This window comes from Bacillus sp. MHSD_36, assembly GCF_030757775.1.
Lineage (GTDB): Bacteria > Bacillota > Bacilli > Bacillales > Bacillaceae_G > Bacillus_A.
In genome coordinates this window covers 334,501-349,055 of record NZ_JAVBIS010000003.1, presented here as the reverse complement: position 1 = coordinate 349,055, position 14,555 = coordinate 334,501, and the positions used below count along the sequence as shown (strand labels likewise).

17 protein-coding genes, 1 pseudogene and 1 riboswitch are annotated in these 14,555 nt (G+C 34.5%); of the genes and pseudogenes, 3 read left to right on the top strand and 15 right to left on the bottom strand.

Going from position 1 to position 14,555, the window contains the following annotated elements:
- Positions 1-83: 83 nt before the first annotated feature.
- Positions 84-257 (bottom strand): DUF5359 family protein, encoded by a 174-nt coding sequence (locus tag Q9B79_RS14940; protein ID WP_048527016.1) that lies wholly within the window; start codon positions 255-257, stop codon positions 84-86.
- A gap of 180 nt (positions 258-437) precedes the next feature.
- Between Q9B79_RS14940 and ansA the strand changes: the two genes are divergently transcribed.
- Entirely contained in the window at positions 438-1,412 is a 975-nt protein-coding gene (ansA, locus tag Q9B79_RS14935; protein ID WP_306185434.1) for an asparaginase, read from the top strand.
- 37 nt (positions 1,413-1,449) lie between these two features.
- On the opposite strand, the gene Q9B79_RS14930 is transcribed toward ansA, so the two are convergent.
- The 12 genes and pseudogenes from Q9B79_RS14930 to Q9B79_RS14875 all read right to left on the bottom strand — a co-directional run bounded on the left by Q9B79_RS14930 (position 1,450) and on the right by Q9B79_RS14875 (position 11,343).
- Positions 1,450-2,430 carry a YpdA family putative bacillithiol disulfide reductase gene (locus tag Q9B79_RS14930; protein WP_306185431.1) on the bottom strand — a complete coding sequence of 327 codons (981 nt, stop codon included), beginning with the start codon at positions 2,428-2,430 and terminating at the stop codon, positions 1,450-1,452.
- A 109-nt stretch (positions 2,431-2,539) separates the two neighbouring features.
- Positions 2,540-3,070 (bottom strand): peptidoglycan recognition protein family protein, encoded by a 531-nt coding sequence (locus Q9B79_RS14925; RefSeq protein WP_098670532.1) that lies wholly within the window; start codon positions 3,068-3,070, stop codon positions 2,540-2,542.
- A gap of 79 nt (positions 3,071-3,149) precedes the next feature.
- On the bottom strand, positions 3,150-3,386 hold the full coding sequence (locus Q9B79_RS14920) for a DUF3961 domain-containing protein (protein WP_001983018.1): 237 nt from the start codon (positions 3,384-3,386) through the stop codon (positions 3,150-3,152).
- A gap of 94 nt (positions 3,387-3,480) precedes the next feature.
- A pseudogene (locus Q9B79_RS14915) lies at positions 3,481-3,682 on the bottom strand (hypothetical protein).
- A gap of 80 nt (positions 3,683-3,762) precedes the next feature.
- Entirely contained in the window at positions 3,763-5,049 is a 1,287-nt protein-coding gene (gene gudB, locus Q9B79_RS14910; RefSeq protein ID WP_306185427.1) for an NAD-specific glutamate dehydrogenase, read from the bottom strand.
- Positions 5,050-5,302: 253 nt separating this feature from the next.
- The gene (locus Q9B79_RS14905; RefSeq protein WP_098670536.1) at positions 5,303-5,911 is read right to left on the bottom strand and encodes a genetic competence negative regulator; all 609 of its coding nucleotides are present in this window, start codon (positions 5,909-5,911) and stop codon (positions 5,303-5,305) included.
- A 77-nt stretch (positions 5,912-5,988) separates the two neighbouring features.
- Complete coding sequence (locus Q9B79_RS14900; protein WP_306185425.1) at positions 5,989-6,864, bottom strand: MerR family transcriptional regulator; 876 nt, start codon at positions 6,862-6,864, stop codon at positions 5,989-5,991.
- Positions 6,864-7,640: a metallophosphoesterase gene (locus tag Q9B79_RS14895; RefSeq protein WP_306185422.1), complete on the bottom strand. Its 777-nt coding sequence runs from the start codon at positions 7,638-7,640 to the stop codon at positions 6,864-6,866. The genes Q9B79_RS14900 and Q9B79_RS14895 overlap by 1 nt, the downstream gene beginning before the upstream one ends.
- A 57-nt stretch (positions 7,641-7,697) precedes the next feature.
- Complete coding sequence (locus Q9B79_RS14890) at positions 7,698-8,177, bottom strand: LysM peptidoglycan-binding domain-containing protein (RefSeq protein ID WP_306185420.1); 480 nt, start codon at positions 8,175-8,177, stop codon at positions 7,698-7,700.
- 22 nt (positions 8,178-8,199) lie between these two features.
- On the bottom strand, positions 8,200-8,763 hold the full coding sequence (locus Q9B79_RS14885) for a CPBP family intramembrane glutamic endopeptidase (RefSeq protein ID WP_306186176.1): 564 nt from the start codon (positions 8,761-8,763) through the stop codon (positions 8,200-8,202).
- Entirely contained in the window at positions 8,763-10,292 is a 1,530-nt protein-coding gene (locus tag Q9B79_RS14880) for a RecQ family ATP-dependent DNA helicase (RefSeq protein WP_306185418.1), read from the bottom strand. The genes Q9B79_RS14885 and Q9B79_RS14880 overlap by 1 nt, the downstream gene beginning before the upstream one ends.
- Entirely contained in the window at positions 10,282-11,343 is a 1,062-nt protein-coding gene (locus tag Q9B79_RS14875) for a YpbB family protein (RefSeq protein ID WP_306185416.1), read from the bottom strand. Before Q9B79_RS14875 ends, Q9B79_RS14880 begins: the two co-directional genes overlap by 11 nt.
- A gap of 295 nt (positions 11,344-11,638) precedes the next feature.
- Between Q9B79_RS14875 and Q9B79_RS14870 the strand changes: the two genes are divergently transcribed.
- Entirely contained in the window at positions 11,639-11,887 is a 249-nt protein-coding gene (locus Q9B79_RS14870; protein ID WP_001151996.1) for a ferredoxin, read from the top strand.
- Between the two features lie 130 nt (positions 11,888-12,017).
- Here Q9B79_RS14870 and Q9B79_RS14865 read toward each other — a convergent pair whose 3' ends face one another.
- Entirely contained in the window at positions 12,018-12,596 is a 579-nt protein-coding gene (locus Q9B79_RS14865; RefSeq protein ID WP_000810851.1) for an ECF transporter S component, read from the bottom strand.
- A gap of 162 nt (positions 12,597-12,758) precedes the next feature.
- A riboswitch (FMN riboswitch) is annotated at positions 12,759-12,898 on the bottom strand.
- Positions 12,899-13,143: 245 nt separating this feature from the next.
- Between Q9B79_RS14865 and Q9B79_RS14860 the strand changes: the two genes are divergently transcribed.
- Positions 13,144-13,830 carry a hypothetical protein gene (locus tag Q9B79_RS14860; protein ID WP_078418352.1) on the top strand — a complete coding sequence of 229 codons (687 nt, stop codon included), beginning with the start codon at positions 13,144-13,146 and terminating at the stop codon, positions 13,828-13,830.
- Positions 13,831-13,860: 30 nt separating this feature from the next.
- On the opposite strand, the gene Q9B79_RS14855 is transcribed toward Q9B79_RS14860, so the two are convergent.
- Entirely contained in the window at positions 13,861-14,475 is a 615-nt protein-coding gene (locus tag Q9B79_RS14855) for a peptidoglycan DD-metalloendopeptidase family protein (RefSeq protein WP_306185412.1), read from the bottom strand.
- Positions 14,476-14,555: the final 80 nt, after the last annotated feature.

Below are 14,555 nucleotides of genomic sequence, written 5' to 3'. Positions count from 1 at the left end.
TATTCTCCTGCTTCTTCTCATTTGCTTCACGTCATTAAATCCTCAATTATTGTAGCATAATCCTTCATAGAAGAAAATGAAAACTACCTATTCACCTGTAAGATTTCTGCTTTGTTTTTTACCATGACACCTTCATAATAAACAATTTTAGATAAATATTTTACTGATGACTTATGTATAAATAACAATTGCACAACAGAAAGACAAATGAATTGTATTATTAATATACGAATAAGAATTCTCTCCATCTTTTTCAACGTAATGGCTCCCTCCTATACTATATTTGCACATTTCGTTTCGTGATTTTATACATCGTACATATAGTAGTTAATTTTATTGTCATTTTCGAGGCATACTTTTATACATTTCCATTGTCGAATTTACTCAAAACATGTTATGTTCTAAATGTATTTTTTTACTTGAAAGGGGTATAAGCATTGAAAAGAATCCTAGTTTTACACACAGGTGGAACAATTGCAATGGAGGAAGATAAAGAAACTGGGGTCGTACAACCAGGTGAAAAAAATCCTCTTTTAAAATTTATTCCTGATTTAGAAGGCGATGTTGATTTAATCGTTGAAGATGTGTTCCATCTACCATCTCCTCATATGACACCGAGCGAAATGTTACAATTACAAGTCATCATTGATGAAAGAGTAAAACAAGACAACATTCATGGCGTAGTCATTACGCATGGTACGGATACATTAGAAGAAACTGCCTATTTCTTAGATTTAACAGTACAGGCAACTATCCCGATCGTTGTGACAGGTGCAATGCGCTCTAGCAATGAATTAGGCGCTGACGGTCTATATAACTTCTTATCGGCTGTAAAAGTCGCTAGTAGTAATGAAGCTGCTGAAAAAGGCGTATTAGTCGTATTAAACGACGAAATTCATTGCGCTACAAATGTAACGAAAACACATACAAGTAATGTAGCAACATTCCAAAGTCCACAATATGGACCAATTGGTATGGTAACAAAACGTGGTGTTGTATTCCACCATGCTTTAGTACATCACGAAACATATTCAGTAAATAAAGTTTCTAAAAATGTAGTCGTTCTAAAAGCGTACGCTGGTATGGACGATACATTGTTAGCAGCAATTGAAAATCTTCCAGTAGACGGGATTGTTATTGAAGCACTTGGACAAGGGAATTTACCTCCAAGAACACTTCCTAGTCTAGAACGATTAATAAACAAAGGAATTCCTGTCGTATTAGTTTCTCGCTGTTTCAACGGCATCGTTCAAGATGTATATTCATATGAAGGTGGCGGCAAACAATTAAAAGATATGGGTATTGTATTCACATACGGTTTAAATGCTCAAAAAGCACGTATTAAATTATTAGTTGCATTAGAGAATACAAATTCTCATGAAACAATCCAAAGTATGTTTATGCATGATTAAAAAAGAAGCTGTCGAGGTTTATTTCGACAGCTTCTTTTTATATTTCTCTTGTTGCAATGGTTTGTGCAATCGCATCTCCATGAAATCGACCATTCTCAATAAATATTTCATTTGCATTATTTCCAGCAGCAATTACACCTGCAATGAAAATATTTTCAGCGTTCGTTTCCATCGTATCTTCTGCATAAATTGGGCGTCCTGTCTCTCCATCAATCCGAACACCCATCTTTGTTAAGAAGCTATGATCAGGATGATAACCAGTCATCGCAAATACAAAATCATTTTGGATTGTATATGCCTCGCCATCAACTGTATACGTTAACGTATGTTCAGTAATTTCTTTCACATGAGCCTCGAAATGCATGTGGATTGTACCATTTCGAACTAACGCCTCAAACTCCGGCAAAATCCATGGCTTTATGCTTGGTGAATACTCACTTCCGCGATATAAAACCGTTACACGCGCACCAGCTTTAACAAGCTCTAACGCAGCATCTACACTCGAATTTTTTCCACCTATAACTACTACATCTCGATCAAAATAAGGATGTCCCTCTTTAAAATAGTGAACTACTTTCTTCAATTCCTCACCTGGAACATTCATATAATTTGGATTGTCATAATATCCAGTTGCTACAACAACATATTTCGCTATATATATTTCTTTACTTCCATCACGCTTTGTTGTTTCAACATGAAAAACTTCCCCATCTTTTTGAACGTTCTCCACTCGTTCAAAAGCATTTACACGTACAGATTTACGCTTTACTACTTCACGATAATACGCAAGCGCTTGATTTCGAACAGGCTTACGATTTTCCGTAATAAAAGCTACATCACCAATTTCTAATTTTTCACTAGAAGAGAAAAATGTTTGATGAGTTGGATAATTATAAATCGCATTTACAATGTTTCCTTTTTCAATTACTAACGGATTTATCCCTACCTTTTGCAACGAAATTGCTGCTGCTAATCCGCACGGACCGCCTCCAATTATGATAGCTATTTCTTTCTGCATACCTGGCTCACTCCTAGTCTTTTACCAATACACTATTTATAAAAACAAGAAAAAACCTACTTACAGCAGTAGGCACCTATCTTTATTGTATTCATTTTTCATATATTTGTCATCTAAACGAAACGTACATCCGATAGACATCTGCTAAAAACTGCTGAAATTTAATACCTTGTTTCCCTAATACATTTTCAGGATCAATCTTTCTAGCTGGGTCAAGTGTTTTATGTGATACGATAGCTTTTTTCGGATTCAAGCCAAAGTTTTGACATAAATACGCATGATACCACGTAAAACGAGTATATGCTTCCCAAAAGTTAACATCACCACCATAACAAAGTTCCACTCCTATAGCAGCCTTATTGGCATCATAACCATATAAGTCATTATCTGTTGGCACACCATATCGAACATGATAGGCAACTTCATTTATGGGGATAATTTCTAATATTGTTTTATCGTCTATAAATGTATGTGCCGAAGCTTTCGGTTGTATTTCATTAAAATAATCCCGATTCCCGATCGCATTGCTACCAGGGTTCCCCGTATCATGACTTACAATAAACCTTACTTTAGAAAGAGGAATTCCAGGTCTCGAACTTCCATACCCAATATAGTTACGCTCTATAGGAAACATCGCCATTACTACCAACTCCCACTTCAGAAGATTACTTTACTTCTTTATATATGTATTCGGTAGCAATGTCCTTATCGCATATTTCTTACGCGAAGAGAAAATCGAAAATATTTGATGTGAATACCATAAATAACAAAATACTCACAGCAACTCCATAAAAACCGTAAAACCAAACACAATCTTCTTTCGTATCTAAACCGAAAAATTTATTTACTGATTGTAATAATGTGCCGCGCTTACTTTGTTTGTTTCTTAATACTTCCACTCGCTCTACAACATCCGCTGGCATCATAAATCTTTGGTCTACTGTCATTTTCATCATTTATCTCTCCTTAAAATCATTTCCGTTTTGTTTATCTAAGGAAAGTATAGCACGTTTGTTCGTGTAGAACAAGCGTTCTTTTTATTTTTCTTTTTTATTTTTCAGCAAACCAAATAAGAATTGAGATTACAAAGGCGATAATCGGCCCTACTACAACCGCACCAAATATTAAAAACAGCAGTCCTTCCCCGAACGATACTTGTTTTCTCAGCTTTCGTCGTTCTCGCAAATTCTCCCTCTAACCTCTTAACCTTTTCTTCTAATTGTTCTACTCGTTCCATCATTTCATTTTCCATATACAACATCTCACCATAATACTTCAACAAAAAAAAACGTGATTCTCTTGAAAGGAATCACGTTTTCTCACGTTATAATATTATACCCAACCTCTGAAACGACTTGCTTCAGCCATTTTACGAACACCGACCATGTACGCTGCTAAACGCATGTTCACTTTACGAACTTGTGCTGTTTCATAAATAGAATCAAATGATCTTACCATTACTTTTTCTAAACGTTGTTCTACTTCTTCTTCAGTCCAGTAGTAACCTTGGTTATTTTGTACCCACTCAAAGTAAGATACCGTTACACCACCAGCACTTGCTAATACGTCTGGAACAAGTAAAATGCCGCGATCAGTTAAAATTTTAGTTGCTTCTAATGTTGTTGGGCCATTTGCAGCTTCAACAACGATTTTCGCTTTAATATTATTAGCATTTTCTTCTGTAATTTGGTTCTCAATTGCAGCTGGAACTAAAATGTCGCAATCAAGTTCTAACAATTCTTTGTTTGAAATTGTATTATTAAATAATTTTGTTACTGTACCGAAGCTATCACGACGGTCTAATAAATAATCAATATCTAATCCATTTGGATCATGCAATGCACCGTAAGCATCTGAGATTGCAATAACTTTCGCACCTGCATCATGCATAAATTTAGCTAAGAAGCTACCAGCATTCCCGAATCCTTGAACAACAACACGTGCACCTTTAATATCAATGTCACGTTTTTTTGCAGCTTCGCGAATACAAATTGTTACACCTTTCGCCGTTGCTGTTTCACGTCCATGTGATCCACCTAATACAAGTGGTTTACCTGTAATAAATCCTGGTGAGTTAAATTCATCAATACGGCTATACTCATCCATCATCCACGCCATAATTTGAGAGTTTGTGAATACATCTGGAGCTGGAATATCTTTCGTCGGTCCTACGATTTGGCTAATTGCTCGTACATAACCGCGGCTTAATCTTTCTAACTCACGGAATGACATTTCACGTGGGTCACAGATAATTCCGCCTTTACCTCCGCCATATGGTAAATCAACGATACCACATTTTAAACTCATCCAGATTGAAAGTGCTTTCACTTCATTTTCTGTTACATTCGGATGGAAGCGAATTCCACCTTTCGTCGGACCAACAGCATCATTATGTTGTGCACGATATCCTGTAAATATTTTAACAGTCCCGTCATCCATACGAACTGGTATTTTCACTGTCATCATACGAACTGGTTCTTTTAATAATTCATATACTTCGTTTGGATAACCCAATTTTTCTAACGCTTCACTGATAACAATTTGTGTTGAATTCAATAGTTCAAAATGTTGTTCCCTTTGTTGTTGTGCTTTTGTTTGAGTTCCCTTTTCGGCTACCATAGTAAGTAAACCCCCTGTAATTTCACTTGTTTAGTAAACCTTCATTGCCTAGTATACACCGTTAAATTTGGAATGCAATAGAAAACGCTAACAAATATATACAAACTATCTTCTATTGCAAGCGTTTTCACTATTATTATAGTCCTTTTATCGCTTTTAGAAAAGTAAAATACTTAAATATTTAAATATTTTTTATTTTACTTACATATATACATTTAAATAAAATAAAAAACAAAACCTTAGCTTTGTTTTATTAGCTAAGGTTTTGTTTTTTCACAAAGTAATTGTGTATTTGTTCAATTGCTTGAGAATCCATTAATTCTTTACCATACTCCATTAGGCGATAAATAGTTGCTGTAGACGGATTACCATATTCCGCTAAAATAGCTATAAAATCTGCCTTCAGTAATTGAATTTGCTCTTCTTCTTCCATCCAAAGATAGAAACGCCCATCCCACGTATATAATTTTCCGCCAGTTACATCAAGGTTATATAAACGATTCGACAGGTTAATTACGTCATCTAGTGTGGCAAACTCATAAAGTATATGCTCGCTTTCATCTAGAGTCACTTGCATTTCAATAAACTCGTCACGAAACTCATCATCTGTATCGACTTCCTGATGTTCTTTCGTTACAATTACGACCATTCCTTGCGCTTGTAGAGAAAATACTTCAACTGCAATCGGACCATCCGCTTCAAATCCTAATTCCTTATTTGCTTCTTGCATCATATCACGAAATAATTGCTGTACTTTCGGTGCATTTCTCCACAAATCTTCTTTCGTTAATCCTCGTTCAGATAAATCATCAAATGTTAAGAAAATTTTTATTTTATTGTAATTTAATCGTTCCAGCCTCATCTCATACCCTCCCTACGTAACCAATGAATATAATTTTTATTATATGAAATAGAAAATAGATGGTTCTTTTCGAACAACTATTCTAACATTTTTAACCAATCATCCCATTCTTCTTTCGTATCACCAATTAGGTTTGTTTGAATGTTCAACTGATCTCGAGCACTTATTTCTCCTATAAACCCAACAGAAAAGTTCTCATTTTTTTCTTGTAACAAATTCACATTGTTCATCGCGTTCTTAAGTTCTCGTCCATCATCAAAAGAGACTACTACATATGTAGGTTGCATTTGCTCAACAGCTAACAAAATACGTTCTTCCGCTAAGCTTGACCTAATATATATCACCTCATATCCTTTTAATCGTAAATACGTTGAGAAAACAAACCCTTTCAACATATTATTTTCTAACACGACTACTTTGTGTATAGAAGAAAACGATGATGCATTATGATACACCATCCCAAGACGAGTTTGTAAAAATGATACGACATATTGGAATTGCACTATTGTAACTTCATTATTATTTTTTAACGTTAACAATTTATTTGACACTTGAAGAACAATACTTGCTATAACTTTTTCTGTTGCATAAATACTAAAAGCCTCGTTTAACAATGCAGAAGTTGTAATTTCATCAAATTTTAACAAAGCTTGTAGCAAATCGTCCACTAAAACAACTTCTCTATCGTAATGTATTTCTTTTTGAACATCACTCTGCAAACGATTCCCTTCTAATAATTGAACTGCTTGTCCAATCATCATGCCGGAAGAAACCTTGTCCATTAACCATCTCAAAATTTGAATATGCTCTTCTGTATATAATCGATGCCCCGCATGATTCCGCTTTGGGGCAATCATTTGATATCGTCTTTCCCATGCACGAAGCGTACTCGGCGGAATTCCAATTATATTCGAAACAGCTTTTATGTTATATTTTCCGTCTAGAGTTGGCATCATTTCCCTCCCCTTAACGTAATAATATGCGTTTGAGCAGGCGCTCGGAAACGAAGTGGAATCAACGTTGTTCCATAGCCATTACTAACAAAAAGAGTCGCACTTGAATGCTTATATACACCACCTCTTAAATGTTTTTTAGATGGGAATAATCGGATTTGCCCTCCATGTGTATGTCCACTTAACACAAGTGAAATTTGTTCTTTTCCAGACATTTTATTTATTATATCAGGGTTGTGGCTAATTAATATGCGAAAACCCTCTTCTTTACAATCAGCCAACGCTAAATCTAAACGATCACGTTTCACCCCAACATCATCTACACCAAGCAAACAAATTTTCTCTCCTAATTCAGACTCAAATACAACTCTTGTATTATCTAAAACTTTCACATTGTTTTCTAATAACAACGCATCTAATTCATGATATTCAATCTCATAATCATTATTTCCCCATACAAAGTATACAGGAGCTATCGCTCTTAACTTTTGTATATTTGCAGAGATTTGCGATAAAGGGACACCTTTTTCCGCTAAATCACCACCTATAATTACAAGATCTACTTTTCCTTTTACTTGTTCAATTAACAAATTTGAAATGAGCCTTCTATGAATATCAGATATAAAAAATACATTTACTTTTTGAAAACTTTCCGGAAACTCTTCAAATATTAAAGTATGTTCCAATACAGTATCGCGCATTGCTTCTCTGTACATTACAAGAAGAAATATAATACCAATACATATGAGAGTACTTAATAAGATAATCCATATCATATATTTTTACTCCCCTCCTCATAAAGATAATCCTCAGTTTTTATAGTAAGTGTTTTACTAACTCTCTTGTTTTGTGGACTTACCTTTTATCGGAATTTTTAATTCTTGCCCTACATTCACTTCATCTTCTTGTAAATCATTATACTTTTTAATTACTTCGATCCCAGTTTCATCTGAAAAATATTGCTTGGCTATACTTTCTAAAGTTTCTCCCTCTTTCACCGTATGCGTTACGATTTTCTCAGACGATGCTTCAGACTCAGATTTAGCTGAATCAAAGAAAATGACCTCAAATGCACTTTTCCCAGCGTTATTTCCATCACTTTTCACCTGAATATATTTATCTGTATACCATAAAATGCTAATTGGTAGTAATATGAATAGAAATGTTAAAACTCGGACGAAAATATGATTCATTTTAAACTTTTGTTTTTTCTCTTTATTTCTATGAATTTCACTACGCGGCGGTAAACCTTCTTTTTCTTCCACTCGCTCAACTTCTAATTCCTCTTCAAAATCAGGAATTCGTTTCCTCATGTTGTTCACCACCACCTTCCATTTATTTTCTTAATTGGAGTCCCATTATAAAATCTACAAGAAAGTGTGCAAAGATTGTTATAAACAAATTCCCTGTCCATTCAAATACATAACCAAAGACAAAACTAATGAAACAGACGAAACAAAACAAAAATGGCTTTTTTATATATCGAATATGTAACACTGCAAATACTAAACTCGCTATTACAATTCCAAAGTGTGTCTGTACTACACCTCTAAATAAAAATTCTTCTGCAAAGCCGATAATGAACGTAATAACGAGTAGATGCATAACTGACATTCCTTGAAACATCCTATCGTTAATACCACCATCATCAAACCAAGACTCTGGAAGTACTCGCATTGCAACATAATCTAATAACACAATACCAATCGCTAACAAGCCACCCATTATAAGTATAGACATCGGTTCCCATTTCCACAGACTATACACCGATTTTATATCTCGGAATAATACATATGCTAGTAAACAACCAATACCAATAATAATGAACTGTGTGATATACAGATTTAGCCTTATTTCTTTCGGACTCATATCTTCAATATTATGCCTTTGAATGTTCATCATTCCCCCATCTTTTCTAGACCGAAAAGCTTTTGTAACTCTGTTTCCCAATTATAGTCGAAATCCGATTGTTGCGCTTGTCTTTTTTTATAATCTGTTTTTGTAATATGACAATAGTCACAGCAATTCTTCAACTCTTCCTCTTTTCTATAACCAAACTGTTGCAACAAATATTCACGTCTACATCCTTTCACTTGTATCCATGATTTCATGTTTTCTAGCTCACTATATTTACTACGTAGCCTTATTTCTACTTCAGCTATTAATCTGTTCATAATTTCATCTGACAAGCTCTCTAACATTAATTTTCGCTGTTGTATAATTCCAAGCCGCTCTAGATGGTAGCGGATGAAACGCCAATATTGTTCATTAAATCTTGCTGCATTATAACAAATTTCTTCTACCTCTTCTATTGGTAATTCTTTTGTTTGAAATATTCTTTCTTGTAGTAAAGAGAATAAAAATTGTATTTGTGACTGACTTGGCAATTCATCTTCAATGATTGAAATTGGTAAATCGTGATCTAATGGACTACATAGTAAGATAGCTATACTCGGTTCACCATCTCTTCCAGCTCTTCCGATTTCTTGTAAATAAGAAGCTATATTAGTTGGATAGTGGAAATGAATAATATACCTCGTGTTCGACTTATTAACTCCCATACCAAAAGCACTTGTACATATTACTAGCTGCAACTGGTCATTCATAAATTGCTGCTGAATTAACATACGCTCTTCATGTTCCATACCACCATGATAGAAAGCAACACCAGTAACGCCTTTTCCTCTTAAATATTCCGTTAAACGTTCTGTCCACGCTCTGCTTGAACAATATACAATCCCTGGTCCTTGCAAATACATAACCTGGTCCAAAAGCGCTTCTTTCTTCTCCTCTATCGTCTCCACAAATTGTACTTCCATTGCAATGTTTGGGCGATCAATAGAGTATACATGCTGCGTCACATTCTGCAAATCTAGACTTTCTGCTATATCCCGGAGTACATCTTTCGTCGCTGTAGCCGTTAATGCTAGCACCGTAGGAGATCCGATATTCTCAATGACTACATTTAGTTTTTTATAATCCGGTCTAAAATCATAACCCCATTGCGAAATACAATGGGCCTCATCGACAACAAATAATGAAATATGAACTTTCTTCAATTCTCTTATTAACAATTCCGACTGTAACATTTCTGGTGAAACAAAAATAAATTTATATGAGGCTAATTTTTTCATCGCTTCTCTTTTTTCATGTAATGTCCGAAAACTATTAAATGCTATCACTCGGTTTTTCACAACATATTTTAATTGTGTAACTTGATCTTCCATCAAAGATAATAATGGTGATACCACAAGTACTGTTCCTTCTTGCATTAACCCTGGAAGTTGATAGCACATAGACTTCCCTCTTCCGGTCGGAAGCATCGCTATAACATCTTTTCCTTCTAATAAATCTGTAATTACTCCTTTTTGACCTGGACGAAATTCAGAATATCCAAACCACCTATATAAATATTCCTCAAGTTTCATTTATACCCTCCATCCGCGCCAATACAAGACGAACTTCAAAATAAGAGATATCCTCTCCAACCGCTTGTTTCAACTCACGCAACTTACGTGTTTGTAATGTGTCAATTACTTTTGTTACTTTATCTATTTTGTCTTTTTCCATAAACATCTCGATAGAAAAATCTCTTTCTCGCAAAGCAATTTCAACAAAATGATCTTCTATCGTTGCAACCTTTAAATTTCTAATTGTCGCTATTTCTTCTAAAGAGCGCCCTTGCTTCCAAAAATTATATGTTTTTTTCGTTGATAAACTAAATAATTCAGCCCTCTCATTTGGATAAGAAATAATCTCAGCTAATAATGGAAATTCATTTTCTTTATCCCGAACTTCTTGTATAAGGAAATGAATTGTACCCCAAAATAAAAAGTACACCCTGAATATATCTTGTTTCGTAATTTCCGCTAACTGCTGCAATGTACAACCGATACGTTCATATCCTGTTAATCTATATGTTACAATCGTCGCTTCTACCACATTACATTTACCTAAAAGATTATGTATTTCTCCCCACAATCTTTTCGCCAATTCACTTCGCCTATACGGCATACCTGTTAAAAAACGTTTCACCCACACCATTATTTCTGTATCTTGTTGAATAGGAATAAACTTCGTATTATTCTGTTGTAAATTAGATATAGTCTGAATAACTAAAGATAATCTTTTCCAAAATGTTTCACCTAGTTCACCATAGTGCAAACCATGTAAATGCGCTGGAAAAGCATACACTTCCTCCCATGTATATAACTGCATTTTACCTTTAGGTGTTAACAAATATGTATTTTCATGTATCTCCTGAATCAAATCTGCTTGCAATAACTTTGCAACTTCACGATCATACTCAGTTCTATTTAACGATTTATATATTCCAAACAAAAAAGAAATCCGGAACATATTTCCATCTTGTAACGTTTGCGAAGAACGTTTTCCCTTTAATAAATAATAAATAGAAGAAACGGTCCTTTCACCATTCAATTGTTTTAAACAATACAATAAAGTATATTGTAGTTGCATTACCGCTTCCACCCTTCAATCTAACTTAATTGCTTTTTGATATAACACTATCTACCGTTATTCATTAAACTTATCATATCGGTACTATATACTTGTATATATTCTATTGTACCAAACGAAATAACATTTACGTATTTTGAAAATCTTATGACATAATGCAAAAATCAGTTGACACTCTAATTGATAAGCATTATCATTATAATTTTATGTTGAAAAGTTTTAAAAACCGTTTTACAATAAGGTTATAATTTTTATGGCGAACTTTTCACATACATATTATCAGGAGGGAAAAAAGATGGCAAAATATACAATCGTTGATAAAGATACTTGTATCGCATGTGGTGCTTGTGGCGCTGCTGCACCAGACATTTACGACTATGATGATGAAGGTATTGCATTCGTAACATTAGATGATAACCAAGGTATCGTTGAAATTCCAGATGTATTACTTGAAGATATGATGGATGCATTCGAAGGTTGTCCAACTGACTCAATCAAAGTTGCTGATGAATCATTCGACGGCGATGCTTTAAAATTCGAATAGTCTTTTATTAACTTCAAAAAATACCCCTCATTCATTTGAGGGGTATTTTTTGTTTTCTATTTTCATTCTCCTTAATAAAAAAACCAATAGTAGTTCCATACTACTATTGGTTTTTTTCACATTTTATATTTTATGCATTTTTCATTTTTGCAAACACCCAGACTTTCAGGCGTGAGAATAACGCTACAAATACAATTGTCACAACAATTCCTTTAATCAAATTAAATGGTAAGATCGCCGTTACAACCGTTGTTCTTATAGCCTCGCTAGACATAGCTGGTGAATTTAAAAACCAAGTGTAAGCCGGGAATATGATGATGTAATTTAATACACTCATAATTAGTGCCATTGTAATTGTCCCTAGCATTAACCCTGTCGTTAAACTTTTAACAGTACGATACTTTCTAAATAAGAAAGCTGCTGGTCCAATAAATAAACATCCTGCAATAAAGTTAGCAATTTCTCCAACTGGTACTCCCGTTAAGCTCCCTTGAATCCCGTAATGTAAAATATTCTTTATCGCCTCTACAATTATCCCTGCAACTGGCCCAAAAATAATCGCAGCAATTAGAGCTGGTACATCACTAAAATCAATTTTTAAAAATGGCGGAAGCCCTGGGAATGGGAAATCCAACATCATCAGTAAATATGCAATACTACTTAGCATCGCTACACTCACCATCTGCACTACACTGTTTTTTTGTTTCATCTTTCTCTCTCCTTTTCCATCGATCATCTCATGGAAAGTGGAAAGGTTCTGCTATGCCTACTTTTTCATAGAACGAAAAAACCCTTTGTGTTTTACACAAAGGGAGAATTTAAGGCACATCAAACAGACGTTCAAATCCATATCTTTTTTGAACGCTTGAACCTCCATCTTCTCCCATCCAGACTATACTGTCGGCTTTGGAATCACACCAAATCCTGCCTTAACGGCTCGCGGGCTTAGAACAAAATCACATATAGTTCATCACCGCCGGTCGGGATTTTCACCCTGCCCCGAAGATAGACCGATATTCTATTTTCCATTTTATTATACAACAACATGATTGTATTGTGAACAAAAAAAGTGTAACTTATTAAAAATAAGTTATTAATTTTATATAACCAAGACTATTCATTATATTTTACAATACACCCCAGATTTTTTAGTATTCGGCGTTTCTCCTATCAATCCCCTAGTCATATATACTTAAAAGTGATAAGATGTTGAATTGTTAAGATAAGAACATTTTCTGGATTATGGAGGAAATGTCATGAAGAAAGAAAAGAGACACTCTATTCGAGAAGCAATGAAAAAAAACTTGAGAAAAGAATACTTTTACTTAAAAAAAGAATTACTTTTCTACTGCCCAATTGATTTAGGCACATTCTCAAGCGAGACATACTATGCTGCTTTCGATGAAGATGGCATCAGTATTTATCAGTATGATAAAAAAACAGAAAGTAAATTAAAATTATGTGAGCGTCATCCGTGGAAGAGTTGGAATAAAGTGAAGATGGATCATTATTTAACAACTTCTCAATTTATTTTCCAAGGGGAGCGAAACTGGATATTATCCCTTTTCCAAAAAGGAAAAGAAGCTCAAAAAATAATCGAAGAGCATACATCTTTACAAACTGAAGTTGTTTCTCGCTCTTTCTTAAAAAAACTTCCAGGTTTTCGTTCTAATGCACCATTGAATAAATACATCGGCAGCATTTGCTACACTGCACTTATTGCATTTTTATTAAAATGGATGATTCCATTTCAAGCACCACAAATCGCCCTGTACTCCATTTCAATTGGTTGTATGCTTCTTGGTTTACTTTGTTTGACAATCGGTTTAATTGAACCAACCATTGTATTATTTCGAACAAACGAAAAAACAAGAACGAAAGTATTTTACTTATATAGCTACTTAGCTATTTCTGGATTTATATGTGTCTTTATTTTTTGGTAAAAAAAGAGCTAGTTTATAACTAGCTCTTTTTTACTTTACGTATAATTGTTGGTTCGGATAAATGAGCTCTTGCTGAAGCCCATTTTTTTCTTTAATTTCCTTAACTGACATACTAAACTTTCGTGCGATACTAACTAAAGTATCCCCTTTTTGAACGACATATAACGATGAGGAAACGACTTGATTTCTTTGTTCATGTAAAACAAGCAATGGGTTCACCGCATTGTTTTTCGCCATCGTCCATCTTCCTTGATGAACTTCTAAATGTAAGTGTGCACCTCTCGATTCTCCTGTATTTCCTACTTCTCCAATTATTTCTCCTTTTGAAATATCTTCCCCTTGAACTACATATCTCTTATTTAAATGTGCATACACAGCCTCATATTCTCCATGTTTAATAAATACAACATTTCCGTAACTACTTGAATAATAAGACTTCGTTACCTTACCTTCTTGAATAGCTGCCACAGGCGCGCCGATCGGTGCCGCTATATCTATACCGTAGTGTTTTCCGTGCCTTGTCCCAAAATAATCACTTATCTGTCCTTCAACAGGCCATGTCCATCGATTTCCCTCTGCGTACACATGTAATTGAGATAAAAATAATACTGTCAATAACATGACGCCACATTTTAACACTTTCATATACATCCTCCGTTTTCTAATTACCACTATACCCTCTCTATTTTGGTATATTACAGAAAAAAGTATACAAAAAAAGAAAG

Coding starts and splice junctions, on each gene's coding strand:
- Q9B79_RS14930 (WP_306185431.1), bottom strand. CDS start 2,430: ATGCAGAAAGAAATAGCTATCATAATTGGAGGCGGTCCGTGCGGATTA.
- Q9B79_RS14925 (WP_098670532.1), bottom strand. CDS start 3,070: ATGGCGATGTTTCCTATAGAGCGTAACTATATTGGGTATGGAAGTTCG.
- Q9B79_RS14920 (WP_001983018.1), bottom strand. CDS start 3,386: ATGATGAAAATGACAGTAGACCAAAGATTTATGATGCCAGCGGATGTT.
- gudB (WP_306185427.1), bottom strand. CDS start 5,049: ATGGTAGCCGAAAAGGGAACTCAAACAAAAGCACAACAACAAAGGGAA.
- Q9B79_RS14905 (WP_098670536.1), bottom strand. CDS start 5,911: ATGAGGCTGGAACGATTAAATTACAATAAAATAAAAATTTTCTTAACA.
- Q9B79_RS14900 (WP_306185425.1), bottom strand. CDS start 6,864: ATGCCAACTCTAGACGGAAAATATAACATAAAAGCTGTTTCGAATATA.
- Q9B79_RS14895 (WP_306185422.1), bottom strand. CDS start 7,640: ATGATATGGATTATCTTATTAAGTACTCTCATATGTATTGGTATTATA.
- Q9B79_RS14890 (WP_306185420.1), bottom strand. CDS start 8,177: ATGAGGAAACGAATTCCTGATTTTGAAGAGGAATTAGAAGTTGAGCGA.
- Q9B79_RS14885 (WP_306186176.1), bottom strand. CDS start 8,763: ATGAACATTCAAAGGCATAATATTGAAGATATGAGTCCGAAAGAAATA.
- Q9B79_RS14880 (WP_306185418.1), bottom strand. CDS start 10,292: ATGAAACTTGAGGAATATTTATATAGGTGGTTTGGATATTCTGAATTT.
- Q9B79_RS14875 (WP_306185416.1), bottom strand. CDS start 11,343: ATGCAACTACAATATACTTTATTGTATTGTTTAAAACAATTGAATGGT.
- Q9B79_RS14870 (WP_001151996.1), top strand. CDS start 11,639: ATGGCAAAATATACAATCGTTGATAAAGATACTTGTATCGCATGTGGT.
- Q9B79_RS14865 (WP_000810851.1), bottom strand. CDS start 12,596: ATGAAACAAAAAAACAGTGTAGTGCAGATGGTGAGTGTAGCGATGCTA.
- Q9B79_RS14860 (WP_078418352.1), top strand. CDS start 13,144: ATGAAGAAAGAAAAGAGACACTCTATTCGAGAAGCAATGAAAAAAAAC.
- Q9B79_RS14855 (WP_306185412.1), bottom strand. CDS start 14,475: ATGAAAGTGTTAAAATGTGGCGTCATGTTATTGACAGTATTATTTTTA.